Source organism: Micromonospora sp. NPDC093244, from assembly GCF_040683695.1.
Taxonomy (GTDB): domain Bacteria; phylum Actinomycetota; class Actinomycetes; order Mycobacteriales; family Micromonosporaceae; genus Micromonospora.
Genome location: NZ_JBFBEO010000002.1, coordinates 1,010,037 through 1,034,664, shown reverse-complemented (window position 1 = coordinate 1,034,664; position 24,628 = coordinate 1,010,037). Strand labels below are relative to the sequence as shown.

Annotated in this window: 23 protein-coding genes; 12 read left to right on the top strand and 11 right to left on the bottom strand. The window is 72.2% G+C overall.

All coding sequences use genetic code 11. The features are described from left to right. Nucleotides 1–101: 101 nt before the first annotated feature. Together AB0N27_RS14950 and AB0N27_RS14945 are read left to right on the top strand one after the other, a co-directional pair. On the top strand, nucleotides 102–584 hold the full coding sequence (locus tag AB0N27_RS14950; protein ID WP_364368767.1) for a DUF2243 domain-containing protein: 483 nt from the start codon (nucleotides 102–104) through the stop codon (nucleotides 582–584). Further along, nucleotides 581–1,426 carry a cytochrome c oxidase assembly protein gene (locus AB0N27_RS14945; RefSeq protein ID WP_364368765.1) on the top strand — a complete coding sequence of 282 codons (846 nt, stop codon included), beginning with the start codon at nucleotides 581–583 and terminating at the stop codon, nucleotides 1,424–1,426. Before AB0N27_RS14950 ends, AB0N27_RS14945 begins: the two co-directional genes overlap by 4 nt. Here the strand turns inward: AB0N27_RS14945 and AB0N27_RS14940 are convergent. Genes AB0N27_RS14940 through AB0N27_RS14920 form a run of 5 tightly spaced genes read right to left on the bottom strand, consistent with a single transcriptional unit; the run spans nucleotide 1,410 to nucleotide 7,968 of the window. Beyond that, nucleotides 1,410–2,531 carry a CaiB/BaiF CoA-transferase family protein gene (locus tag AB0N27_RS14940; protein WP_364368762.1) on the bottom strand — a complete coding sequence of 374 codons (1,122 nt, stop codon included), beginning with the start codon at nucleotides 2,529–2,531 and terminating at the stop codon, nucleotides 1,410–1,412. The two genes, AB0N27_RS14945 and AB0N27_RS14940, sit on opposite strands and share 17 nt — an antisense overlap. Next, a complete protein-coding gene (locus tag AB0N27_RS14935; protein WP_364368759.1) occupies nucleotides 2,528–4,681 on the bottom strand; it encodes a 3-hydroxyacyl-CoA dehydrogenase NAD-binding domain-containing protein in 2,154 nt (717 codons plus the stop codon). Before AB0N27_RS14935 ends, AB0N27_RS14940 begins: the two co-directional genes overlap by 4 nt. 14 nt (nucleotides 4,682–4,695) lie before the next feature. Beyond that, nucleotides 4,696–5,910: an acetyl-CoA C-acetyltransferase gene (locus AB0N27_RS14930; RefSeq protein ID WP_364368756.1), complete on the bottom strand. Its 1,215-nt coding sequence runs from the start codon at nucleotides 5,908–5,910 to the stop codon at nucleotides 4,696–4,698. Further along, nucleotides 5,900–7,060 (bottom strand): acyl-CoA dehydrogenase family protein, encoded by a 1,161-nt coding sequence (locus AB0N27_RS14925; protein ID WP_364368753.1) that lies wholly within the window; start codon nucleotides 7,058–7,060, stop codon nucleotides 5,900–5,902. Before AB0N27_RS14925 ends, AB0N27_RS14930 begins: the two co-directional genes overlap by 11 nt. Before the next feature lie 32 nt (nucleotides 7,061–7,092). Next, nucleotides 7,093–7,968 (bottom strand): alpha/beta hydrolase, encoded by an 876-nt coding sequence (locus AB0N27_RS14920; RefSeq protein WP_364368750.1) that lies wholly within the window; start codon nucleotides 7,966–7,968, stop codon nucleotides 7,093–7,095. A 365-nt stretch (nucleotides 7,969–8,333) separates the two neighbouring features. On the opposite strand from AB0N27_RS14920, the gene AB0N27_RS14915 reads away from it, so the two are divergent. Next, nucleotides 8,334–8,987, top strand: a complete 654-nt coding sequence (locus AB0N27_RS14915) for a TetR/AcrR family transcriptional regulator (RefSeq protein ID WP_364368747.1) — start codon at nucleotides 8,334–8,336, stop codon at nucleotides 8,985–8,987. Nucleotides 8,988–9,045: 58 nt separating this feature from the next. After that, nucleotides 9,046–10,539 carry an NAD(P)/FAD-dependent oxidoreductase gene (locus AB0N27_RS14910; protein ID WP_364368744.1) on the top strand — a complete coding sequence of 498 codons (1,494 nt, stop codon included), beginning with the start codon at nucleotides 9,046–9,048 and terminating at the stop codon, nucleotides 10,537–10,539. 7 nt (nucleotides 10,540–10,546) lie between these two features. Here the strand turns inward: AB0N27_RS14910 and AB0N27_RS14905 are convergent, their stop codons facing one another. Then, nucleotides 10,547–11,335, bottom strand: coding sequence for a zf-HC2 domain-containing protein (locus tag AB0N27_RS14905; RefSeq protein ID WP_364370722.1), 789 nt, complete (start codon nucleotides 11,333–11,335; stop codon nucleotides 10,547–10,549). 72 nt (nucleotides 11,336–11,407) lie between these two features. On the opposite strand from AB0N27_RS14905, the gene AB0N27_RS14900 reads away from it, so the two are divergent. Then, complete coding sequence (locus AB0N27_RS14900) at nucleotides 11,408–12,448, top strand: SAM-dependent methyltransferase (RefSeq protein ID WP_364368742.1); 1,041 nt, start codon at nucleotides 11,408–11,410, stop codon at nucleotides 12,446–12,448. Here the strand turns inward: AB0N27_RS14900 and AB0N27_RS14895 are convergent. Continuing rightward, complete coding sequence (locus AB0N27_RS14895; RefSeq protein ID WP_364368739.1) at nucleotides 12,411–12,740, bottom strand: hypothetical protein; 330 nt, start codon at nucleotides 12,738–12,740, stop codon at nucleotides 12,411–12,413. The genes AB0N27_RS14900 and AB0N27_RS14895 overlap by 38 nt on opposite strands. A gap of 182 nt (nucleotides 12,741–12,922) precedes the next feature. Between AB0N27_RS14895 and kdpF the strand changes: the two genes are divergently transcribed. The 6 genes from kdpF to AB0N27_RS14865 all read left to right on the top strand — a co-directional run bounded on the left by kdpF (nucleotide 12,923) and on the right by AB0N27_RS14865 (nucleotide 21,072). Continuing rightward, nucleotides 12,923–13,012: a K(+)-transporting ATPase subunit F gene (kdpF, locus tag AB0N27_RS14890; protein ID WP_036390805.1), complete on the top strand. Its 90-nt coding sequence runs from the start codon at nucleotides 12,923–12,925 to the stop codon at nucleotides 13,010–13,012. Beyond that, a complete protein-coding gene (kdpA, locus tag AB0N27_RS14885) occupies nucleotides 13,012–14,667 on the top strand; it encodes a potassium-transporting ATPase subunit KdpA (protein WP_364368735.1) in 1,656 nt (551 codons plus the stop codon). The genes kdpF and kdpA overlap by 1 nt, the downstream gene beginning before the upstream one ends. Before the next feature lie 20 nt (nucleotides 14,668–14,687). Continuing rightward, nucleotides 14,688–16,883 (top strand): potassium-transporting ATPase subunit KdpB, encoded by a 2,196-nt coding sequence (kdpB, locus tag AB0N27_RS14880; protein WP_364368732.1) that lies wholly within the window; start codon nucleotides 14,688–14,690, stop codon nucleotides 16,881–16,883. Further along, the gene (locus tag AB0N27_RS14875; protein WP_364368730.1) at nucleotides 16,883–17,764 is read left to right on the top strand and encodes a potassium-transporting ATPase subunit C; all 882 of its coding nucleotides are present in this window, start codon (nucleotides 16,883–16,885) and stop codon (nucleotides 17,762–17,764) included. The genes kdpB and AB0N27_RS14875 overlap by 1 nt, the downstream gene beginning before the upstream one ends. Nucleotides 17,765–17,842: 78 nt before the next feature. Continuing rightward, complete coding sequence (locus AB0N27_RS14870) at nucleotides 17,843–20,395, top strand: DUF4118 domain-containing protein (RefSeq protein ID WP_364368727.1); 2,553 nt, start codon at nucleotides 17,843–17,845, stop codon at nucleotides 20,393–20,395. Further along, nucleotides 20,392–21,072: a response regulator gene (locus tag AB0N27_RS14865; RefSeq protein ID WP_354816600.1), complete on the top strand. Its 681-nt coding sequence runs from the start codon at nucleotides 20,392–20,394 to the stop codon at nucleotides 21,070–21,072. The genes AB0N27_RS14870 and AB0N27_RS14865 overlap by 4 nt, the downstream gene beginning before the upstream one ends. 19 nt (nucleotides 21,073–21,091) lie before the next feature. On the opposite strand, the gene AB0N27_RS14860 is transcribed toward AB0N27_RS14865, so the two are convergent. Beyond that, on the bottom strand, nucleotides 21,092–21,535 hold the full coding sequence (locus AB0N27_RS14860; RefSeq protein ID WP_364368724.1) for an SAV_915 family protein: 444 nt from the start codon (nucleotides 21,533–21,535) through the stop codon (nucleotides 21,092–21,094). Then, nucleotides 21,532–21,927 carry a hypothetical protein gene (locus tag AB0N27_RS14855; protein WP_364368721.1) on the bottom strand — a complete coding sequence of 132 codons (396 nt, stop codon included), beginning with the start codon at nucleotides 21,925–21,927 and terminating at the stop codon, nucleotides 21,532–21,534. The genes AB0N27_RS14860 and AB0N27_RS14855 overlap by 4 nt, the downstream gene beginning before the upstream one ends. Nucleotides 21,928–22,090: 163 nt before the next feature. Between AB0N27_RS14855 and AB0N27_RS14850 the strand changes: the two genes are divergently transcribed. Further along, complete coding sequence (locus AB0N27_RS14850) at nucleotides 22,091–22,846, top strand: dienelactone hydrolase family protein (protein WP_364368718.1); 756 nt, start codon at nucleotides 22,091–22,093, stop codon at nucleotides 22,844–22,846. A gap of 19 nt (nucleotides 22,847–22,865) precedes the next feature. Here the strand turns inward: AB0N27_RS14850 and AB0N27_RS14845 are convergent, their stop codons facing one another. Together AB0N27_RS14845 and AB0N27_RS14840 are read right to left on the bottom strand one after the other, a co-directional pair. Then, nucleotides 22,866–23,393: a YetF domain-containing protein gene (locus AB0N27_RS14845; RefSeq protein WP_364368715.1), complete on the bottom strand. Its 528-nt coding sequence runs from the start codon at nucleotides 23,391–23,393 to the stop codon at nucleotides 22,866–22,868. 41 nt (nucleotides 23,394–23,434) lie between these two features. Next, nucleotides 23,435–24,535 (bottom strand): L-dopachrome tautomerase-related protein, encoded by a 1,101-nt coding sequence (locus AB0N27_RS14840; protein ID WP_364368712.1) that lies wholly within the window; start codon nucleotides 24,533–24,535, stop codon nucleotides 23,435–23,437. Between the last annotated feature and the right edge of the window lie 93 nt (nucleotides 24,536–24,628).

The following is a 24,628-nucleotide window of genomic DNA, read 5'->3' as shown; positions in this document are numbered from 1 at the left end:
TGCCGCCAGCCGTGCTGGAGTCGCGAAACGGGACCGGCAAGGCATGGTCGACGCGGTTCGGGGTAGTTCGGGCCTGACCCGGCATGGATGCGAGGTGTGTGGTGACCGGTACGAGTCTGCCCCGGGCAGGGACTCTCGACGGTCGCTCCTCCACGCTCGCCGGCGTCCTGATCGGTGTGGCGATCATGGCGGCGGTGGACGAGATCGTCTTTCACCAGCTGCTGGCCTGGCACCACTTCTACGACAGGTCCACCCCGTCGATAGCCCTGCTGTCGGACGGCCTGCTGCACGCCGCCGAGCTGATCATCCTGGTCGGCGGGTTCTTCTGGTTCGCCGACCTGCGCCGGCGACGTGCCCTGTCGGCCCGGCTGGCCTGGGGTGGCTTCCTGCTCGGCGCCGGCGGTTTCCAGGTCTTCGACGGCGTGGTCGACCACAAGGTGCTCCGGGTGCACCAGATCCGCTACGGCGTCCACCTGCTGCCGTACGACGTGGTGTGGATCGCGGGCGGGGCGGTGCTGCTGCTGGCGGGCGCCGCGGTGGTCTGGTGGACACGGTCCCGCCGGCCCGGTGACGGCCCCCGGTGACGACGGTCCTCTCCGGTCTGCCGGCCTGGGCCGGACAGCCGGTGTTGGCGCACGGCGGGCACGCGGCGGACGGGCGGAGCTGGCTGCCGCTGCTCCCGGTCGTGCTGCTGGCCGTCGGCTACCTGCTGGCCGCCGTTGGCGACCCGCGCGGCTGGGATCACAGGCGCACCGCCGCCTGGTTGGCCGGCTGCGCCCTGCTGGCGGTCGCCGTCGGACCGCTGGCCCAACTCCCCGACCCGCGCGGGCACATGGCGCAGCACCTGCTGCTCGGCATGGTCGCCCCGCTCGGGCTGGCCCTCGGTGCCCCGGTGACCCTGCTGCTGCACGTCGCGCCCCCGCCGACGCGGCGGATGGTGGGCCGCCTGCTGCGCGTCCGCCCGCTGCACCTGGTCGCCCACCCGGTCACCGCCGCGCTGCTCACCACGGGTGGGCTGGCCCTGGTGCTGCTCACCCCGCTGTACGCGGCGGCCGAGCGGCAACCGACCCTGCACCACGCCCTGCACCTGCACTACGTGGCCGCCGGGTACCTGTTCGCCTGGTCGCTGGCCGGGCCGGACCCGGCACCCCGCCGCCCCGGAATGGCCGTCCGCGTCGGGGCGCTGCTCGGCGCGTCGGCAGGGCACGCGGTACTGGCCAAGTACCTGTACGCGCAAGCCGGAACGCTCCCGCCCGGGCTCACCGACCGTGACCCGGAAGCGTTCCGCGCAGCCGCCCAACTCATGTACTACGGCGGCGACCTGGCAGAGCTGCTGCTGGCCGTGGCCCTCTTCGCCACCTGGTACCACCGCCCCCACCGGGCGCGGCACCCCCGGGTGGTGGGCTTCGTTACTGCCAGGTGGTGAGGATCGTGTCCACAGGTACGGCGTCGCGCTCCGGGTCCGGTGCTGGGGATGGCTGGGCGGTGGGCGTGCGGTCGAAGCGGGGTGCGGGGGCGGGCTGGATCTCACCGCCCACCTCGACGAAGGTGCCCCGGGCCGCGTTGTGCGGATGCTGGTGCGCCTCACCCGGGCCGAGCACCGGGGCGACGCAGGCGTCCAGGTCGGCGAAGATCGCCGTCCACTCGTCCCGGGTCCGCTCGGCGAACCGCTCGGTGAACCGCCTCCGCAGCTCGTCCCAGCCGCTCGGGTCGTACTGGGCGGGCAGGTCCGGGTCGTCGGCGAGGCCGAGACCCGCCAGGAGTACGGCGTAGAAGGCCGGTTCCATCGCGCCGACCGCCATGAATCCATCGTCGGAGGTGCGGTACGTGTCGTAGAACGGTGCCCCGCCGTCGAACATGTTGCGCCCACGCGGTGCTGCCCACAGGCCGGTGCCGAGCAGCCCGTGCAGGAACGACGTGAGCAGCGCCGACCCGTCCACCATTGCCGCGTCGACCACCTGCCCGACGCCTGAGCGTTCCCGTTCCAGCAGCGCGGCGAGCACGCCGACGGCGAGCAGCATGCCGCCTCCGCCGAAGTCGCCGAGCAGGTTCATCGGCGCGTACGGGCGCTCACCGGCCCGGCCCAGCGGCTCCAACGCCCCGGCGACCGCGATGTAGTCGATGTCGTGCCCGGCCCGGGCCGCCAGCGGGCCGTCCTGACCCCAGCCGGTCATCCGCGCGTACACCAGCCGGGGGTTGCGCTCCTGGCACACCTGCGGGCCGAAGCCGAGCCGCTCGGCCACCCCCGGCCGGTACGCCTCGACCAGCACGTCGGCACGCTCGACGAGGCTCAGCAGGCCGGCCACCCCGTCGGGGGACTTCAGGTCGAGGGTGGTGACCCGCCGGCCGCGCTGCAACGGCCCGCCGGTCGGCGCGGCCAGCCGGCCCGCTCCCGGCGCGCCGGGCCGGTCCACCCGCACCACGTCCGCGCCGAGGTCGGCGAGGACCATGCAGCCGAACGGCGCCGGGGCGAGACTTGCCAACTCGACAACCCGCACCCCGGCCAACGGCCCGCCGTGCGCCGCCGTCACGCGACGCCGGCCGGTTCGGTGGTACGGGCGGCGAGCCGCTCGACCAGGTCGGCGGGGGGCGTGAACCGGTCGCCGTACCGGTCGGCCAGCTCGGCCGCGCGCGCCCCGAAGCCGGCCGGGCCGCCCGCGTACTGCCGGACGTAACGGATCACCCCACCGGTCCACGCCGGGAAGCCGATGCCGAAGATCGAGCCGATGTTGGCGTCGGTCTCGGTCCGCAGTACGCCCTCGTCGAGGCAGCGCAGCGCGTCCAGCGCCTCGGCGAAGAGCATCCGCTCCTGAAGGTCGGTGAACGGCACCGCCCGGCCGGCGTCGGTGATCAGGTCGGCGAGACCCGGCCACAGCCGTCCCCGGCTGCCGTCGTCGTACGCGTAGAAGCCGCGACCCGCCGCGCGTCCCGGCCTGTCGTACGCGTCGACAAGTTCGTCGACGAGCCGGTGCGCCGGCAGGGGCAGGAACTCTTCGCTCGCGGCTTCGAACTGGCGGCGGATCCGCTGGATCAGGGTGAGGCTCACCTCGTCGGCCAGCGCCAACGGCCCGGTCGGGTAGCCGGCCTGCAACGCGGCCTGCTCCACCGACGCGGCAGGTACGCCGTCGGCGACCATGCCCACCGCCTCGTCGATGAACCGGCCGATGACCCGGCTGGTGAAGAAGCCCCGGCCGTCGTTGACCACGATCGGGGTCTTGCCGATCCGCCTACCCAGGTCGAACGCGCGGGCCAGCGCGTGGTCGCCGGTCCGTTCGCCGACCACGATCTCCAGCAGCGGCATCCGGTCGACAGGGGAGAAGAAGTGCATGCCGATGAAGGCGGCCGGCCGGTCCACGCCCTCGGCCAGCTGAGTGATCGGCAGGGTGGAGGTGTTGGAGGCGATCAGCGCGTCAGGTGCCAGCGCTGGCAGGACCTCGGCGAACACGGCCTTCTTCAGCGCCGGGTCCTCGAAGACCGCCTCGATGACCGCGTCGCACCCGGCGAGGTCGTCCACCCGGTCGGTGGTGGTGATCCGGTCCAGCACCGCGCGGGCGTCGGCCTCCGTGGCGCGGCCCTTGCGCACCTTGCGGGCCAGCAGCCGTTCGGCGTGCTCCCGGGCCCGTCCGGCGGTCTCCTCCGTGACGTCCTTGACCACCACGTCGATGCCGGCGCTGGCGCAGGCGTACGCGATGCCGGCGCCCATCATGCCCGCGCCGAGCACCGCCACCTTCCGCACCGGCGGCACGTCGACGGACGGTCGGGCGGCGCCGCCGTTCACGGCCTTCAGGTCGAAGAAGAACGCCCCGATCATGTTCTTGGCGACCTGCCCGGTGAGCAGGCCGATCAGGTGCCGGGTCTCCACTGTGAACGCGGTGTCCACGTCGACCTGCGCGCCCTCGACGGCGGTGGCCAGGATCGCCTCGGGCGCGGGCAGCCGGGCGCCCTTGAGCTGCTTGCGCAGGGTGGCCGGGAAGGCGGGCAACTGCGCGGCGAGTGACCGGCTGGCCGGGGTGCCGCCGGGCATCCGGTAGTCCGGTCGGTCCCACGGCTGCTTCGGCTGCGGGTTGGCGGCGATCCAGGCACGGGCCCGGTCCATCATCTCCGCCTCGGTGGCCACCACCTCGTCGACCAGGCCGGCGGCCAGGGCGTCGGCCGGGCGCATCCGCCGGCCGGTGAGCAGCACAGTGGTCAGCGCGCCGGCCAGGCCGAGCATCCGCACGGTCCGGGTGACACCACCGGCCCCGGGCAGCAGGCCCAGCGTCACCTCGGGCAGCCCGAGCCGGCTGCCCGGCGCGTCGAGCGCGATCCGGTGGTGGCAGGCGAGCGCGATCTCCAGGCCGCCGCCGAGCGCGGAACCGTTGACCGCCGCGACCACCGGCCGGCCCAGTCTCTCCAGGCGGCGCAGGTCCCGTTTGATGGTGCCGAGCAGCTCGGCGAGCGCGGGAGCGTCCTCGCGGGTGGCCCTGATCATCTCCGGCAGGTCGCCGCCGGCGAAGAACGTCGACTTCGCGCTCGTCACGATGACCCCGGCGAGGTCGGGTTCGGCCTCCAGTCGGTCGAGCACCGCGCTCATCGACGCGGCGTACGCCCGGTTCATGGTGTTCGCGGACTGGGTCGGGTCGTCAAGGGTGAGCGTGACGATGCCGTCGGCGCCGCGGTCGTACCGGATGGTGTCGGTCATTGTCGTCCTCCGGGTCAGCAGCGCTCGAGAACGGTGGCGACGCCCATGCCGCCGCCGATGCACAGGGTCACGACGGCGCGGCGCAGGTCGCGGCGCTCCAACTCGTCCAACGCCGTACCGAGCAGCATCGCTCCGGTCGCGCCGAGCGGGTGGCCCAGGGCGATCGCGCCGCCGTTGACGTTCACCAGGTCCGGGTCGAGGCCCAGGTCGCGGACGTACTTGAGCACCACGGCCGCGAACGCCTCGTTGATCTCGAACAGGTCGATGTCGTCGAGCGTCAACCCGGCGGCGGCGAGCGCCTTGTGGGTGGCCGGGATCGGGCCGGTCAGCATCAGCGTCGGGTCGGCGCCGGTGACCGCCGCGCCGACGATCCGGGCGCGCGGGGTGAGACCGAGGTCCCGGCCGACCTGCTCCGAGCCGACCAGTACCAGCGCCGCGCCGTCCACGATGCCCGACGAGTTGCCGGCGTGGTGGACGTGCTCGATCGCCTCCAGCCAGTGGAACTTCTGCAACGCCACCGCGTCGAAGCCGGCCGCCTCGCCCATCGTCGCGAAGGACGGGGTGAGCTTCGCCAACGCCTCCCTTGTGGTCTCCGGGCGCAGATGCTCGTCCACGGTGAGGATGTCCAGCCCGTTGCCGTCCCGGACCGGCACCACCGAGCGCGCGAAGTGCCCGCCCGCCCACGCCTTGGCGGCCCGTTCCTGCGACCGCACCGCATAGCCGTCCACGTCGTCGCGGGTGAAGCCCTCCAGGGTGGCGATCAGGTCGGCGCTCACGCCCTGCGGCACGAACGACGTGGCAAGCGCGGTCTGCGGGTCGGTGGCCCAGGCCGCGCCGTCGGAGCCCATCGGCACCCGGGACATCGACTCCACCCCGCCGGCCAGCAGCAGGTGTTCCCAGCTGGAACGGATCCGCGCGGCGGCGGAGTTGACCGCCTCCAGCCCGGAGGCGCAGAACCTGTTGAGCTGCACCCCGCCCACCTCGTCCGGCAGCCCGGCGAGCAGCGCCGCCGCCCGTGCCAGGTCGCCGCCCTGTTCGCCGACCGGGGTGACGATGCCGAGAAGCAGGTCCTCCAACCGGCCGACGTCCAGGCTCGGGTTGCGCTCGCGCAGCGCGTCGATCAGGCCGACGACAAGGGAGATCGGCTTGACCCCGTGCAGCGCGCCGGTGTCCCGGCCGCGTCCGCGCGGGGTGCGCACCGCGTCATAGACGTACGCCTCAGAGGGCACGGGCGATCAGCTCCTTCATGATCTCGTTGGTGCCGCCGTAGATCTTCTGGACGCGGGCGTCGGCGTACATGCGGGCGATCGGGTACTCAGTCGTGTAGCCGTAGCCGCCGAACAGTTGCAGGCACCTGTCGATGACCTCGCACTGCCCTTCGGTGAGCCACGACTTCGCCATCGCGGCGGTCGCCACGTCCAGGTCGCCTCGGCTGTGCCGGACGATGCAGTCGTCCAGGAAGACCCGGCTGACCCGGGCGCGGGTGGCGCACTCGGCGAGCACCATCCTGGTGTTCTGGTGCCCCATCAGCGTCTTGCCGAAGGCGCTGCGCTCCTTGGCGTACGCGACGGTCAGCTCGACCGCGCGTTCCATGGCGGCGACCGCGCCCACGCCGATCACCAGTCGCTCCTGCGGCAGCTGCTGCATCATCTGGATGAAGCCCAGCCCCTCGGCGCCGCCGAGCAGGTTGGCCGCCGGCACCCGGAGCTCGTCGAAGAACAGCTCGGCGGTGTCGTTGCCGTGCAGCCCGATCTTGGACAGCAGCCGACCCCTGCGGAAGCCCTCCGGCTCGTCGCCCACCTCACAGACCAGCAGGGAGATGCCTGCCGCCCGCTGCTCGGGGTCGGTCTTCACCGCCACGATGATCAGATCGGCCACGCCGCCGTTGGTGATGAACGTTTTCGCGCCGCTGACCAGGTAGTCGTCGCCGTCGCGGACGGCCCGCGTCCGCATCGCCTGGAGGTCCGAGCCGCCGTCCGGCTCGGTCATCGCTATCGCGCCGACCAGCTCGCCGCTGCACAGGCCGGGCAGCCAGCGTCGCTTCTGCTCCTCGCTGCCGTACGCCACGAGGTAGCCGGTGACAATGCCACTGTGGACGGCCAGGCCGAGGCTGCTCTCCCCGGTGTACGCCTGCTCGTGCAGCAACACGGCCTCGTGGGTGAAGCCGCCGCCCCCGCCGCCGTACTCCTCGGGGACGGACAGGCCGAGCAACCCCAGCTCACCGGCGCGCCGGTAGTGCTCGCGGTCCGGGTGGCCCTGCGCCAGCAGGCGGTCGGTGTGCGGCAGCACCTCCTTGGTGAAGAAGGTGCGGGCCAACTCGGCCAGGTCGTCGTGCTCCGGCTCACGCCAGAGCGAGGGGGAGCCATCGGTCGTCGGCATGTGCATCACCCTCGCGCGCTGTTGGCGGCATGTCAATAAGTCTCGATCAGCAGCCGGGAACAGGCTTTCGGGTCGTCCGCGAAGGGCAGATGTCCGCAGCCCGGCAGCGGCACGTGCCGTGCCGCCGGCAGCGCCGCGCGGGCCCGCCGGGCCTGAGTGGGGTACGGCAACACGAGATCGCGCGTACCCCAGGCGACGGTCACGGGAATGTCGTCGAGCGCGCCGGTCGTCTCGCGACGGAGCTGCCATCCGGCGAACGCGGCGCGCGCCGCCGCGAAGCCTGGCGCGTCGGCCAGCGCCGCCGCGGACTCGACGCACTCGTCTCGGCTGAGTCGTCCCGGGTGGCCGTAGAAGAGGCCGCAGAAGGCCACCCGACCGGCCCGGCTCGCCAGCAGCCGGGGCAGTGCCGGCCGCAACGCGACGGCGGCCGAGCGGGCTCCCCCGACCGTCAGTTGGCACCAACGTCGCCCCACCGGGCCCCAGAACCCGATCGGCGAGAACGCGATAACCGAGCTGGCCAGCCCGCGCCGCCCCAACTCCAGCGCGATGCCACCGCCGAGCGAGTTGCCGGCCACGGCGGGCCGGTGCACACCCAGCGCGTCAAGGAACGCGGCGACCCGGTCGGCCAGGTACTCCACCGAGCCAGGCGCTCCGCGTCCAGCCGGCGCTGCCGGCTCGGTTGGCTCGGTTGGCTGGCCCGGCTCGGTTGGCTGTGCTGGCTCGGTTGGCTGGGCCGGCTCGGTTGGCTGGGCCGGCGCTGCCGGCTCGGTTGGCGCGGCCGGCGTCGGCCAGGGCGGTGAGGCGCCGAAGCCGGGCAGGTCCAGCGCGATCACGTCCCGGTGCCGGGCCACCTCGTCGAGCACCGGCTCCCACACCTGCCACCGACTACCGACCCCGTGCAGAAGCACCAGCGGCGGACCTTCCCCACGCCGCGAGTGAGCGAGCCAGTCCGGATCCCCACGCCGCATCCCCCCACCCTCACACGCCAAAGCCACCCCAGAGTCTCTCCCCCCGGCCCGAAAGTGCCCGCCACGCCAGCGAGTCGCCGTCCGTCGAGCAAGGAACCGCGCCGATCTTGCAGTTTCAGTCGCCGGGATGGGTGGAATTGCCCCTTGTGTCATGACAGAGAGTGCAAGATCGCCGAGCGAGGGCGAGGGCGGGGGCGAGGGCGGGGGCGAGGGCGGGGCGAGGGCGGGGCGGGGGTGGGGTGGGGTGGGGTGGGGTTTGAGCGCTGATCGAGGTGGGGGTGGCGGCTGCCGCTAGGGTCGGGCAGATGAGTGTCGAGACGGCTCCCCGCCGCCGCCGGTTGGAGCCGGACGCCAGGCGCGGGCAGATCCTGGCCTGCGCGGTCCGGCTGTTCGGCGAGCGCCCGTACGCGGACGTGTCGACCACCGACGTGGCCCGGGAGGCGGGCGTCGCCCGGGGCCTGGTCAACCACTACTTCGGCACCAAGAAGGACCTCTATCTGGAGGTCGTGCGGGTCATGGTGACCATCCCGGAGGTCGCCGTGGAGCGGCTACCCAAGGGGGATCTGCGGACCCGGGTCGATGCCAGCGTCTCGTGGTTCCTCGACGTGGTGTCGCGGCACAGCACCTCCTGGCTGGCCGCCGTCACGGCCCGGGGGATGGGCGGCGACGCCGACGTGGAACGGGTGCTCGCCGAGGCGGAGGAGGTCGCCGCCGACCGGATGCTCGTCGCCGTCGGGCTGGCCGAGGAGGCCGAGGACCATGAGGAGCTGCGGGGGATGGTCCGGGCGTACTGCGGGCTGGCGACGTCGACCGCCCGGGAGTGGCTCCAGCGCGGCGCGCTGACCCGTGCCCAGGTGCACCTGCTGCTCACCACAACCCTGCTGACAATCGTCGAGCAGGTCGTACCGCAGGTCATCGCCGGCGACAGTGCGGTACGCCCGGCCGGCCCTCGCGCGTAGTCGTTGGCGCGCTGTCAACAAGCTGTTACGGTCGGCCGCACGGCTGAGGGAGCCCGCCATGACCGACACCGCACCAACCACGACCGCAGTGAACGGTGACATTCGGGGTCGGGTGCGGGTGGCGGTCATCGGTTCCGGGTTCGGCGGCGTGGCGGTGGCCGCCGCGTTGACCCGCACCGGCGCTGCCGACGTGGTGCTGCTGGAGCGGGCCGACCGGATCGGCGGCGTCTGGCGGGACAACACCTACCCGGGCTGCGCCTGCGACATTCCGGCGCCGCTCTACTCGTACTCCTTCGCCCTGAACCCGGACTGGTCGCGGCGCTTCCCGCCGCACTCGGAGATCCTCGACTACCTGCACCGCTGCGTGGCCGAGCTGGGCCTGACCGATCGTGTGCGGCTGCGGACCGAGGTCACCGACGCGTCGTGGGACGAGGCGGCCGCGTGCTGGCGGCTGCGTACCGTCGATGGCGCGGAACTGACGGCGGACGTGCTGGTGCCGGCGGTCGGTCAGCTCTCCCGGCCGGTGGTGCCGGTGCTGCCGGGCGCGGAACGGTTAGCCGGGCCGGCCCTGCACACCGCCCGGTGGGATCCGACGGTACGGCTGGACGGCGCCCGGGTCGCGGTCATCGGCACCGGCGCCAGCGCCGTGCAGTTGGTCCCGGCCATCGCCGATCGCGCGGCCCGGGTGACAGTCTTCCAGCGCACCCCGCCGTGGACGCTGCCCAAGCCGGACCGCCGGCACGGTCGGCTGGGCCGGGCGCTCTACCGGCGGGTGCCGGTGCTGATGCGGCTGCCCCGGGCCGCGTTCTGGTCGGCCACCGTGGTCACCGGGCTGGCGGTGACAGGCAACCGGGCCGCCGCAGCGGTGCTGCGAGGCCTCTCGCGGGCGCAGCGGTGGTGGCAGGTACGCGACCCGGAACTGCGCGCCAGGATCACTCCGGTGGAGCCGATGGGCTGCAAACGGGTCCTGTTCACCAACGACTGGCTGCCCACCCTGGGCCGCCCCGACGTCGACCTGGTCACCGAGAGGATCGTCGAGCTGACCGAGGACGGTGTGCGGACCGCCGACGGTCGGGTCCACCCCTGCGACGTGCTGGTCTACGGCACCGGCTTCGCGGCCACCGACTTCCTGGTGCCGATCCGGGTGACCGGTCGCGCCGGCCGCCGGCTCGACGAGGAGTGGCGCGACGGCGCCTACGCGTACCTCGGGATGGCGGTGCCCGGCTTCCCCAACCTCTTCCTGATGTACGGCCCGAACACCAACACCGGCAACACGTCGGTGATCTACTTCCTGGAGGCGCAGGCCCGGCACATCGCCCAGGCGGTCCGGTTGCTCGCCGCGGGCGGTCCACCCCTGGAGGTACGCCCCGAGGTCGCCGCCGACCACGACGCGGAGATGCAGCGCCGGTTGGCCGGCAGTGTGTGGACGGCGTGCCGCAGCTGGTACCGCACGGCCAGCGGACGGATCGTCACCAACTGGCCTGGGATGGCCGCCGAGTACCGCCGCCGTACCGCCCGACTGGACCCGGCCGACTACGGACGCACCAGTTGACGGCTGCTCAGGCGGCTCGTCGGTCGGTACGTGCCGCCGGGGCGGCGTACCGGTCGGCCGCCTGCGCCGGATACGACTCGGGGCGTACGACCCGCAGGGGCCGGTCGACCTCGTCCGCGCCGAACCGCCAGCGCGAGGGGGCCGGCTGCCGCTGCGGCGAGGGCCCGCCGGGGCGCAGGCCGGGCCGGGACAGCAGCACGGTGATCAGGTAGCCGACCACCAGGAACCCGTGGCTGACCAGCCGTTCGCCGCCCACCGATCCGGTGGCCAGGTCGTTTACCGACAGCAGCAGCAACGTGCCGACGAAGGCGCTGAGCATCGGCAGCAGACCGGCGGGTGGGCTGCGGCGTACCGCCACGAAGAGGAACCCGGCGCCGACCGCCACGTTCCAGGCGGCGGACTCGTGCCACAGGTGCTGGCCTGTGGGGTGCAGGTGGTCGGCGGTGGCGCCCCGGCCCACCTGGGCCAGGCCGAGCACGAGTTGCACCGCGCCGAGCAGTCCGAGTGCCGCGCGCAGCCCGGCGACCAGCGGGCCACGGCGGGGCAGGCGGGGTCGCCACCGCGACCGGCGGGGCGGCGGTGCCGCAGCGGCGGCGGCCAGGATCGCCGCGGTCCGGTCGGGCACGTCGGTGACCACCCGGGTACGAACACGGCGGGTCACCGAGGCCGCCGCGCTGAACCAGGCCCGACACTCGGCGCACCCGTCGAGGTGCCCCTGCGCCGCCGTCCGCTCGGCGGCGGTCTCCTCCCCGTCCAACTGCGCGGACAGGACCTCCCGCCACTGCTCACACCCCATGTACCGGTAGTCGCTCCGGCGGCCGCTCCGGTTCCCGGCCACCGGGACGCGTTGTGGAATACTCGCCGGACCATGACGCGCTACGGCCTGCTGATCCTGCCCGCCACCAACCGGGTGTACGCCCGCTCCGCCATCGACCTGACCCGGGCCGAGCTGGAGATCTTCGGCCGATCGGCGCTCGACGGCCGGCTCGGCGAGCTGGACACCGAGGTGGTCGGTGGGGCCTCCTACGTCACCTTCACCGGTGACGGGTTGACCGAGCGTGACCTCGCCGTCCTGGGCAATCTCTCCGCCGGGTACGCGCTGTTCGAGATCGTCGGCGAGCTGCTGCGCCCGATCGAGTGGAGCCGGCTGGACCGGTACGACGACGACCTGCTCACCATCCAGAAGTACCCGGGCAAGACCAACGAGCAGTTCACCAAGCTGCTGCTCAACGTCACACTGCTCGCCTCGGACTGGGCCGGCGAGCTGACCAGCCGGCGGTTCCGGGTGCTCGACCCGCTGTGCGGTCGCGGCACCACCCTCAACCAGGCGCTGATGTACGGCTTCGACGCGGCCGGAATCGAGCGCGACCAGAAGGACGTCGAGGCGTACCGGGCGTTCATCACCACCTGGCTGAAGCAGAAGCGGATCAAGCACCGGGTGCTGGAGTCGGGGCCGGTGCGCCGGGAGCGCAAGGTGGTCGGCCGTCGGGTGCGCATCGAGCTGGCACCGACCCGCGAGGAGCACAAGGCCGGCCGGACGCAGCTGCTGGACGTGGTAAACGCCGACACGACCCGCTCGGCGGAGTTCTTCCGCCCGGAGACCGTCGACCTGGTCGTCGCGGACGCCCCGTACGGCGTGCAGCACGGCAGCCGTACCGCCGATCACGGACTGACCCGCGATCCGCTGGCACTGCTCGCGGACGCCGCTCCGGTCTGGGCGCGGCTGCTGCGCCCCGGCGGCGCGCTCGGCATCTCCTGGAACACCCATGTCGCCAGCCGCGACGACGCGGCGGCGGCACTTGCCGACGCCGGCCTGACAGTTGTGGACGACGAGCCCTACCGCGCGCTGCGGCACCGGGTCGACCAGTCGATCATGCGCGACGTGCTGGTGGCCCGCCGCCCGGCCTGACCCGGTCGCGCGCCCCCGCCCCCGCCGGGTCGCCGGCCGGGGTGGCGTCGAGGACCAGCTCGACGTCGGCGAACTCGGGCGGCGCGACGAGCCGGCGACCAGTCGCCTTCAGTCCTTTGCTCTGCTTCAACCGGCGCAACAGTTTCGGCGCCTCGCTGTCGCGTCTGTTGAAGCAGAGCAAAGGGTGGACATCAACCCCTGGTCTCCCCGGCACCCATGCTTCTGTGCCGCATTTCACCTGTTCAGTGGGCACGTGTGAAAACCGCGTCAAGAAAAGGATCGCCGCCGTCATGGTCGCGTTATGACCCCTGCCGTCCGGTAGGTGGTGGGGCTTTGATTGCCCCGCGCGACCGGAAGGCGGTCGCGACGAACCTTTCCGGTAAGAGGAGTCAGCGTGTCTGACGTGGTGTTCGTGGTCCTCACGGTGGCGCTGTTCGCCGTGCTCGCCCTGGTGGTCCGGGCGGTGGAGAAGCTGTGAACGCGGTAAACGCCGTCGGTCTGGTGCTCGCGATCGTCCTGGGCGCGTTCCTGGTGTTCGCCCTGTTGTTCCCGGAGCGCTTCTGATGACCATGACAACAGCGGGCGTCATCTTCGTGCTGACGCTGGTGGCGGCCCTGGTCGCTGTCTACAAGCCGCTCGGCGACCACATGTTCCGGGCGGTCACCGGAACCAGGCAGTCGCGGGTCGAGCGGGTGATCTTCCGCCTGGTCGGGGTCAACCCGGCCGCCGAGCAGACCTGGGGCGTGTACGCCCGCAGCGTGCTCGCATTCTCCGCGGTCTCGATCCTGTTCCTGTACCTGTTCCAGCGGGTGCAGAACCACCTGTGGCTGTCGCTGGGATTCGACCCGGTGGTGCCGCACGGCGCGTGGAACACGGCAGTGTCGTTCGTGACAAACACCAACTGGCAGTCGTACTCGGGTGAGTCGACCATGGGTCACCTGGTGCAGATGGCCGGCCTGGCGGTGCAGAACTTCGTCTCGGCGGCGGTCGGCATCGCGGTGGCTGTCGCGCTGGTGCGCGGCTTCGCCCGCAGCCGCACCGGGCAGCTCGGCAACTTCTGGGTCGACCTGACCCGGATCGTGCTGCGGATCCTGCTGCCGATCGCGGTGCTCGGCGCGATCGCGCTGATGATCGGCGGGGCGGTGCAGAACCTCTCCGCCGGCACCGACGTGAGCACGCTGACCGGCGGCACCCAGACCATCACCGGTGGTCCGGTCGCCAGCCAGGAAGTGATCAAGGAACTGGGCACCAACGGTGGCGGCTTCTACAACGTCAACAGCGCGCACCCGTTCGAGAACCCCACAGCCTGGACGAACTGGCTGGAGATCTTCCTGATCCTGCTGATCCCGTTCAGCCTGCCGCGGGTGTTCGGCCGGATGGTCGGACAGAACCGCCAGGGGTACGCCATCGCCGCGGTGATGGGCATCCTCGCGTTCGCCAGCGTCGCCATCACCAACATCTTCGAGCTGGCCGGCCACGGCACCGTCCCGCAGGCGGTCGGCGCGGCCATGGAGGGCAAGGAGGTGCGGTTCGACGTGTCGAACTCGGCCACCTTCGCCGCCGCCACCACGCTCACCTCGACAGGTGCGGTCAACTCGTTCCACGACTCGTTCACCTCGCTCGGCGGCATGATGACCATGGTCAACATGATGCTCGGCGAGGTCGCGCCCGGCGGCACCGGTTCCGGGCTCTACGGCCTGCTCATCCTCGCGGTGATCACGGTCTTCGTGGCCGGGCTGATGGTGGGCCGCACCCCGGAGTACCTGGGCAAGAAGATCGGGTCACGCGAGATCAAGTTCGCCTCGCTCTACTTCCTAATCACGCCGATCCTGGTGCTCGTCGGGACGGCGGCGGCGTTCGCCACCGGCAACAACTCGACAGCGCTCAACGTCGGCCCGCATGGCCTCTCCGAGGTGCTCTACGCGTTCACCTCGGCCAGCAACAACAACGGCTCCGCCTTCGGCGGCATCACCGTCAACACCACCTGGTGGGACACCGCGCTGGGGTTGTGCATGCTGCTGGGCCGGTTCCTGCCGCTCATCTTCGTGCTCGCGTTGGCCGGCTCGCTGGCCCGCCAGGCACCCACCCCCGCGTCCGAGGGCACCCTGCCGACCCACCGACCGCTGTTCATCGGCATGGTCGTCGGCGTCACGGTGGTCCTCGTCGCGCTGACCTTCCTGCCCGCGCTCGCGCTCGGCCCGCTGGCAGAGGGGCTCTGACCATCATGAGGAACGAGGACATGTCCGTCACGTCCGCCCCGACAGAGCAACTCCCCGGCACACCCGCCACCCAGGGCAACCGGGTCGGCGGGGGCCTGCTCGACCCCCAGCAGCTCATCCGGTCCCTGCCGGACGCGCTGCGCAAGCTGAACCCGACCACGCTGTGGCGCAACCCGGTGATGCTGATCGTGGAGGTCGGTGCTGCCTTCACCACGGTCCTGGCGGTGACCGACCCGTCGGTGTTCGCCTGGGCGATCACCGTCTGGCTCTGGCTGACAGTGCTCTTCGCCAACCTGGCCGAGGCGGTCGCCGAGGGCCGGGGCAAGGCCCAGGCCGCCGCGCTGCGGCAGGCCAAGCAGGACACCATCGCCACCCGGCTGATCGACTGGAAGCCCGGCGCCCGCGCGAACACCTACCGCGACGAGGCGGTGCCCGCGCCGCAACTGCGCCAGGGCGACATCGTGCTCGTCGAGGCGGGCGGCATCATCCCGGGCGACGGCGACATCGTCGAGGGCATCGCCAGCGTCGACGAGTCGGCGATCACCGGCGAGTCGGCCCCGGTCATCAGGGAGTCCGGCGGTGACCGCAGCGCGGTCACCGGTGGCACCAGGGTGCTCTCCGACCGGATCATCGTGAAGATCACCCAGAAGCCGGGGGAGAGCTTCATCGACCGGATGATCGCCCTGGTCGAGGGCGCCAACCGGCAGAAGACACCTAACGAGATCGCGCTGAACATCCTGCTCGCCGCGCTCACGATCATCTTCCTGCTGGCTGTGGTCACCCTTCAGCCGCTGGCGATCTTCTCCAAGGCGTACCAGGCGGCCGCGCCGGACAGCGGGGCGATCACCGGTTCCGGTGTCACAGGTGTCGTGCTGGTCTCGCTGCTGGTCTGCCTCATCCCCACCACCATCGGCGCGTTGCTTTCGGCAATCGGCATCGCCGGCATGGACCGCCTGGTCCAGCGCAACGTCCTGGCCATGAGCGGCCGGGCCGTCGAGGCGGCCGGCGACGTCAACACCCTGCTGCTGGACAAGACCGGCACCATCACGCTGGGAAACCGGCAGGCCGCCGAGTTCGTACCGGTCGAGGGGGTCGACGCCGCGACGGTGGCCGACGCCGCGCAGCTGTCCAGCCTGGCCGACGAGACCCCGGAGGGACGTTCGGTGGTCGTGCTGGCAAAGAACGAGTTCGGGCTGCGCGAACGCGAACCCGGGGTGATGCCGCACGCCACCTTCGTGCCGTTCACCGCGCAGACCCGGATGAGCGGCGTCGACCTGACCCCGGACGCCAGCGTGGACGGCGGCGCGGTGGGCACGGCCCGCCGTGTCCGCAAGGGCGCCGCCGCCGCGGTGATGAAGTGGGTACGGGAGAACGGCGGCCACCCCACCGAGCAGGTCGGCGAGATCGTGGACGCGATAAGCGGCACCGGCGGCACCCCGCTCGTCGTCGCCGAGCACGTCGACGGTGAGCCAGCCCGAGCGTTGGGCGTCATCCACCTCAAGGACGTGGTCAAGTCCGGCATGCGGGAGCGGTTCGACGAGATGCGCCGGATGGGCATCCGCACCGTGATGATCACCGGCGACAACCCGCGTACCGCGAAGGCCATCGCCGACGAGGCCGGCGTGGACGACTTCCTGGCCGAGGCGACGCCTGAGGACAAGCTCGCGCTGATCAAGCGGGAGCAGGAGGGCGGCCGGCTGGTCGCGATGACAGGTGACGGCACGAACGACGCGCCGGCGCTCGCCCAGGCCGACGTCGGGGTGGCGATGAACACCGGCACGTCGGCCGCCAAGGAGGCCGGCAACATGGTCGACCTCGACTCCGACCCGACCAAGCTGATCGAGATCGTGGAGATCGGCAAGCAGTTGCTGATCACCCGCGGTGCGCTGACCACGTTCAGCATCTCCAACGACATCGCGAAGTACTTCGCGATCATCCCGGCCATGTTCGCCGGCCTCTACCCGAGCCTGGACGCCCTGAACATCATGCGGCTGGCCAGCCCGGAGTCGGCGATCCTGTCCGCCGTCATCTTCAACGCCCTGGTGATCATCGCGCTGATCCCGCTCGCCCTGCGCGGCGTGCGGTACCGGCCGGCCGCGGCGTCGAAGCTGCTCAGCCGCAACCTGCTGGTGTACGGACTGGGCGGCATCATCGTGCCGTTCATCGGGATCAAGCTCATCGACCTGCTCATCCAGTTCATCCCGGGGATTTCGTGATGCGTCTACCCACCTGGATCGCCCAACACCTCGCCGCGCTGCGCGCCGTGCTCGTCTTCACTGTGCTGCTCGGCCTGGTCTACCCGCTGGCACTGGTAGCGCTCGGCCAGCTGCCCGGCCTCAACCACAAGGCCGACGGCTCGCTGATCACCTCGGGCGGTACGACTGTCGGCAGCACCCTGATCGGCCAGTCCTTCACCGACGCGGACGGCAACCCGATCCCCCGCTACTTCCAGTCCCGCCCGTCGGCGGCCGGCGACGGCTACGACCCGACGTCCACCTCGGCCAGCAACCTGGGCCCGGAGAGCGTCGTCGACACCATCGCCACCGACCCGGAGGAGTCCAGCGAGAGCCTGCTCACCCAGGTGTGCGCCCGTAGCAAGGAGGTCGGCGAACTCAACGGTGTCGACGGTCGACGCCCCTACTGCACCGACGACGGGGTGGGCGCCGTGCTCGCGGTGTTCCGCGCCGGCGGTCTGACCGGCCCGGTCACCCGGGTGGTAAGCGCCAACCAGACCGCCCCGGCCACCCCGTTCGTCGCGTCCTACGAGGGGGTGCCGGTGGAGCTGGCCCAGCCGGGCGAGGACTACGTGGCAGCCGGCGGGGTGGTCACCCCGATCCGGGGCGACGCGCCCGCCGACCCGGCGGTACCCGCCGACGCGGTCACCGCCAGCGGCAGCGGCCTCGACCCGCAGATCAGCCCGGCGTACGCCGAGTTGCAGGTGAACCGGGTCGCGCGCGAGCGTGGCGCGGACCCGGCGGCGGTTCGCAAGCTGATCGACGAGCACACCACCGGGCGTGCGCTCGGCTTCATGGGTGAGCCGGGGGTGAACGTGCTGGAGTTGAACATCGCGCTCGACAAGCGGTTCCCCGCACGCTGACCGCGTAAGGAAGGGCCCCTTCCTACCGCCTGGCGTTTAGGAAGGGGCCCTTCCTTCTGATCGGAGAGGATGGAACCCGTGCCACGCGGCGAACTGCGCATCTATCTCGGGGCGGCCCCCGGCGTCGGCAAGACGTACGCCATGTTGGAGGAGGCCCAACGGCGGGCCGCGCGCGGCACCGACGTGGTGATCGGTTTCGTGGAGACCCACGGCCGTCAGCAGACCGCCGCGATGCTCGGCGACCTGGAGGAGGTGCCCCGTCGGGCGATGACCTACCGCGGCGCCGAGTTCACCGAGATGGACCTGGACGCGGTGCTGGCCCGCCGGCCGGAGGTCGCCGTGGTCGACGAGTTGGCGCACACGAACGTGCCCGGTTCCCGGCACGACAAACGCTGGCAGGACGTCCAGGAGCTGCTCGACGCGGGGATCGACGTCCTGTCCACGGTCAACGTGCAGCACCTGGAGTCGGTGAACGACGTCGTCGCGCAGATCACCGGGACGACCCAGCGGGAAACCGTGCCGGACGAGATCGTCCGCGCGGCCGAGCAGGTGGAACTCGTCGACATGACCCCGGAGGCGCTGCGCCGCCGGATGGCGCACGGCAACATCTACCGCCCCGACAAGATCGACGCCGCGCTCGGCAACTACTTCCGGGTCGGCAACCTCACCGCGCTGCGTGAACTGGCGCTGCTCTGGCTGGCCGACAAGGTCGACGAGCAGCTCGACAGGTACCGCAGCCAGCAGGGCATCGCCGCGACCTGGGAGGCCCGGGAGCGGGTCGTCGTGGCCCTGACCGGCGGCCCGGAGGGCGAGACGCTGATCAGGCGGGCGGCCCGGGTCGCGGCCCGCAGCAAGGGCGCCGACCTACTCGCCGTGCACGTGGCCCGCAGCGACGGCCTGGCCGGTGCCGACCCGGCCCAGCTCGCCCGCCAGCGGGTGCTTGTGGAGAGCCTGGGTGGCACGTACCACCAGGTGCTCGGCACCGACGTGCCGGCGGCGCTGCTGGACTTCGCCCAGGGCGTGAACGCCACCCAGCTGGTGCTCGGCGCCAGCCGGCGGGGCCGCCTCGCGCAGATCTTCGCCAGGGGAGTCGGGGTGACCACCACCGCGCTGTCCGGCTCGATCGACGTGCACCTGGTCACCCACAAGCAGGCCGGCAAGGGCCGCCGGGCGGCGGCCGTGCCGGCGGCGCTGTCCCGACGTCGGCGGCTGCTCGGCTTCGGCCTCGCGGTGCTGGGCATGCCGCTGCTCACCCTGCTGCTCAGGACCCTGCCCGACCTGACGCTCACCAACGACATCCTGCTGTTCCTCGCCGGGGTCGTCGGGGTCGCGCTTGTCGGCGGGGTGTGGCCGGCCCTGGTCGCCGCGCTCGGCGGAAGCCTGCTGCTCAACTGGTTCTTCACCCCGCCCTACCGGACGCTCACCATCGCCGAGGCCGACAACCTGCTCGCCCTGGCCGTCTTCGTCGGCGTGGCCCTCGCGGTGAGCTGGATCGTCGACGTGGCCGCCCGGCGTACCCGGGAGGCAGCGCGGGCAGCCGCCGACGCGCAGACCCTCGCCGCCGTCGCCGGTGGCGTCCTGCGCGGCGAACGTCCGCTACCGGCCCTGCTGGACCAGCTCCGGGAGACGTTCGGGCTGCGCGCGGTGAGTGTGCTGGAGCTGGCCGAGGAGGCTGGGGGTCGCCCAGAGCGGGCACGCGAGGAGCACGCCTGGTGCGTCGTGGCGAGCGTCGGCGACCAGCCGGCCTGCACACCCGACGGCGGTGAGACGGCGGTACCCGTCGACGACCGGATCACCGTCGTGCTCAGTGGTCGACGACTGGAGGCCGCCGACCGGCGGATCGTCGAGGCGTTCGCCGCCCAGGCCGCAGTCGCGCTGCGCCAGGAACGCCTCGCCGAGGAGGCCGCCACCGCCCGGCCCCTCGCGGCGGCGGACCGGATGCGCACCGCGCTGCTCGCCGCGGTCAGCCACGACCTGCGTACGCCGCTCGCCTCGGCCAAGGCGGCGGTGACCAGCCTGCGCAGTCACGATATCGAGTTCGACGAGTCCGACCGTGAGGAGCTGCTGGAGACCGCCGAGGAGTCGCTGGACCGGCTCGCCCGGCTGGTCGGCAACCTGCTGGACATGAGCCGGCTCCAGGCGGGCGTCCTGGGCATCTCGGCGACGGCCATCGGCCTGGAGGACGCCGTACCCCTGGCGCTTGACGAACTTGGCCCGTCGGCCGCGACGGTCGCCACGGACATCCCGGCCGACCTGCCGGCCGCCACCGCCGACCCGGGCCTGCTGGAACGGGTGCTCGTCAACATCGTGGCAAACGCGCTGCGGTACAGCCCGCCCGACCAGCCACCGACGATCACCGCAAGCGCCCACGCCGGCCAGGTGGAGCTGCGCGTCATCGACCGGGGGCCGGGCATCCCGGAGGACCAGTGGGAGCACGTCTTCCTGCCGTTCCAGCGCCTCGGCGACCGGGACAACCAGACAGGTGTCGGTCTCGGGCTCGCCCTGTCCCGGGGGCTGGCCGAGGCGATGGGTGGCAGCATCACCCCGGAGACCACGCCCGGGGGTGGGCTCACCATGGTGCTGCGGCTGCCCGCTGCCGCGCAGACCAGCTCGGAGGGGCCGCAGGAATGACGCGCATCCTGGTCGTCGACGACGAACCGCAGATCCTGCGCGCTCTGCGGATCAACCTGCGTGCCCGCCGGTACGACGTGGAGGTCGCCGCGACGGGTGCCGCCGCGTTGAAGGCCGCGGCGAGCCACCCACCGGACCTGGTGGTGCTGGACCTCGGTCTGCCCGACATCGACGGCGTGGAGGTGATCCGGGGCCTGCGCGGCTGGACGACCGTGCCGATCATCGTGCTGTCCGGCCGGGCCGGCAGCGAGGACAAGGTGGCCGCGCTCGACGCCGGTGCGGACGACTACGTCACGAAGCCGTTCGGGGTGGAGGAGTTGCTGGCCCGCATCCGCGCCGTCACCCGGCGGCTGGGCGCGCCAAGCGAGGCCGTGCCCGCCCTGCGGATCGGCCGGCACACAGTCGACCTGGCCGACCACCGGGTGCTGCGCGACGACGGCGCCGAGGTCAAGCTGACCCCCACCCAGTGGAGTGTGCTGGAGAAGCTGCTGCGGCACCCCGGCAAGCTGGTCAGCCAGCGCCAGCTCCTGCAGGACGTGTGGGGGCCGGAGTACCAGAACGAGACCAACTACCTGCGGCAGTACCTGGCGCAACTGCGGCGAAAGCTGGAGGACGACCCGGCCCGCCCCCGGCACCTCATCACCGAGCCGGGAATGGGTTACCGCTACCGCCCCTGAGCCCGTCAGTCCGGGGGCCCTACCCGTTCACGGCGGGGACCGACGGGAGCGTGCCTATCCGTACCGGGGACGCCAGCGGCCACGTGATCGTCGACGCGGTGCGCTTCGTCCGCGCCTGAGCGACGCGGGGCGCCGGGTCGAGCGGCGGTGCGACCAGCAGCGGGTCGACCTGGATCATGTCGATGCCGAGGGGGCGGAGCATGCCGCGCAACGCGGACTCGCACAGCTCCTCCCACAGCTGGTCCGCGCCCATCGCGGCGACCAGCAGGTCCGCTCGGGTGAAGGCGATGCCCACCCGCTGGCCCTGCGGCGAACGGCCGGTCCGCACCGTCCGCACCAGCCGTCCCGGGATGTCGCGCACCGGAACGGCGTAGATGATCGGGGCCTCGGCCATGGTCGGGTCGGTCCTCTCCACTCGTGCCGCCCGTGCGGCGGTCGTCGGCAGGTGCCTCATGCAGCTCATGCGGCGGGCTCCGCCCACGCCGGTGCGCTGCCGCGTGCCGTGTCCAGATCGAGCGCGCGGAGGATGTGATGCGCCACCACCACCTCCACACCGGCACGACGGCGCAGATCCGCCACGGCGCGGTGCAGCACGGTGATGCTGTCGGCGGAGAGTCGCACCACCGCGTCGACGTCGGCGGCGATCCACCACGCGGCGACGGCGCACGGCTCGTGCCGCAGGTACTCCACCAGGTGGCTGCCCGGCGCGGACGGGCCGAGCCGGACGCTGACCAGCGCCTCGTGCCGGCGTTCCGGCCCGGCTGGGATGGTGACGGGCTCGTCCGGGCCGCCCGCCGGTTCGTCGCCGGTCGGAAGGTTCCCGCGTTCCCAGCGCGTCGACCGCCAAGGACTCATGGACCCATCGTCACCACCGGAGGGCGGTCCGGCCCCCGTCGATACGCCGTTTCGACGGCCCACCGCCGATTCTTGACGCCCCGTTCACACGGCTGCCGGCCGGGCACACCGGCACGGCGGGTAACGTGCCAGACGGACCAAGATCGGCGTACGAGGAGGCTCGGTGCAGACGACGATTGTGGACATCCCCACCAGCGACGGAGCGGCGGACGCGTGCCTCACCCGGCCCGACGGCGACGGCCCGTTCCCGGCGGTGCTGCTGTTCATGGACGCCTTCGGACCCCGACCCCGCCTCGTGGAGATGGCGGAGCGGATCGCCGCCCAGGGCTACCTGGTGCTGACGCCCCACCTGTTCTACCGGGCCGGCCGGGCACCCCTGTTCGACCTGTCCCGCCTCGGTGACGCCGACCAGCGCGGCGCGCTCTTCCAGAAGATCATGCCTCTGGTCGGCGCGTTGACCCCCGAGGTGATCAGCCGGGACACCGCCGCGTTCCTGGACTTCCTGGCCGCCCGCGACGACGTCCGGCCCGGCCCGGTCGCGATCACCGGCTACTGCATGGGCGGCACGAACGGGTTGCGGGCCATCGAGGCCCATCCGGACCGCATCGCCGCGGTGGCGAGCTTCCACGGCGGGTGGATCGTCACCGACGCGCCGGACAGCCCGCACCTGGGTGTCGGCCCGATCACCGGTGAGCTGTACTTCGGTCACGCCGACGCCGACCAGTCGATGACGCCCGAGCAGATCGCCACGCTGGAGAAGGCGCTCGACGCCGCAGGTGTGCGCTACCGCTCCGAGGTGTACGCGGGCGCCCACCACGGCTACACCATGTCCGACACCCCGGCCTACGACGAGCAGGCCACCGAGCGTCACTGGGCGGCGCTGTTCGACCTGCTGGGCCGCGCCCTGCCGGTCGACTGACACCGACCCGGGCCGCCCGTCAGCCGAGGTGGCCCGGGTCGTCCAGGTCGTCCCGAGGGCGGCCGGGCGTACGGGTGGTGACGCTGAAGGCGCCGTCGGACTCCATCCGCACCTCGCGGACCCTCGCGAGGTCGGCGATGCCCTGCTTGCGGAGCAGGGCGTGCAGCTCCTCGTTCGTGATCAGCTCCCGGCGCATGTGGTGGCGCAGGATCTGCCCGTCCCGCACCAGCACCAGCGACCCGGGCCGGATCAGTCGGGCCGCGGCCTGCCAGCGGTAGGCGATCGCGTTGAGCAGGTACGACCAACCGACGATCACCCCGACCAGCAGCACACCGTCGGTGATCGAGTTGTAGCCGCCGGACATGCCGTTCTGGGCGGCGTCCGCGAGCAGCACGATGACCAGCAGGTCGGTGACGCCTGTGGTGCCGCTCTCCCGCTTGAGGATGACCCGCAGCAGCGTGAAGAGCGCCAGGTACATGACGCTGCCCCGGACCACGATCTCCAGCAGCGGCGTGTCCGGGACGAACACCTCTTGCCAGTCGGCCACCTGAGGGGCTACCCGCCGCCCGGCCGGCCATGCCTACCGGGTCAGCGCAGCAGCACCGGTCCGGCGTCGATGCGGGTGCGGAACAGCGCGTACGGGCGGCGCCGCAGGTCCTGGCCCCGCTGGTACTGCGCCTGCCGGTGCAGCTGGTTGGCGGTGACGTAGAGGTAACCGTCGGTCGCCACCGACATGGTGTCCGGCCAGAGCAGTCGCGGATCGTGGACCAGCGTCTCGTACCCGCCGTCGGGCAGTCGCCGCAGCACCGCGTTGTGCTCGTACGAGGTGAGGTAGAGCCGCCCCGCGTCGTCGCTCTCCAACCCGTCCGAGGCGGTGCCCTTGTCGCCCTCGTCGACCACCGTCGCGGCGACCGCCTCCTGGGTGGCCGACGGGTCGGCCAGCGCCTCGGCGGAGACGCTGTACCAGTGCCGGGACGCCAGCGGGCAGTAGTACAGCCGGCTGCCGTCGGCCGAGATGGCGATGCCGTCGGAGCCCATGGAGACCGGCTTCGGCGGCCCGTCCGCCGGGCGTTCGAGGAACGGGCGGCCCTCGACCACGGGGCGGAACGTCGTCAGCGGCTCCGCCTTGGTCGACGGGTGGTCGTGCAGCCGCCGCCAGGAGGCCCCGCTGGCCAGGTCCACCACGATGATCCCGTTCGGTCCGGCGTTCGCCGAGTCGGTGATGTACGCGACCCCCGACTCGCCGCGCCGCAGGTCGAAGCGGACGTCGTTGAGGTACGTCGTCGGCAGCGCCACGTCCGGCGGGAAGGTGATCACCTGGGCGACCGTGTCGGTGTCCAGGTCGACCCGGACCAGCTTCGGGCCGCCCGGCTTCGTCGGCTGGAACATCGGACTGCCGGTGTCCAGCACCCAGAGCCGGTCCGCCGGGTCGACCACGATGCTCTGCACCGACACGAACGCGCCCGCGTCGTCGTCACCCGACGGGTCGTTCCACGCCTGGTCGGGGAAGGGCACCTCCCGGCCGTCGCGCAGCTCGACGACCGTGGCGGGCACCTCGTCGCCCCACTTGGGGAAGTTGACGAAGATCCGACCGGAGTGCGAGACGCTCACCCCGGTCGGCATCGGGCCGGTGAAGGTGTGCACCAGCTCCAGCTCGCCTACCGGTTCGTCGCCTACCGGCCCGTTCATGACGCCCGTCCCACGGTGCTCATCGTCCCGCCCCCTGCCGGTCGGCTGCCGTCCTTGGGCGGACTATTCCCGCCCCGACGTCCGATATGCCTC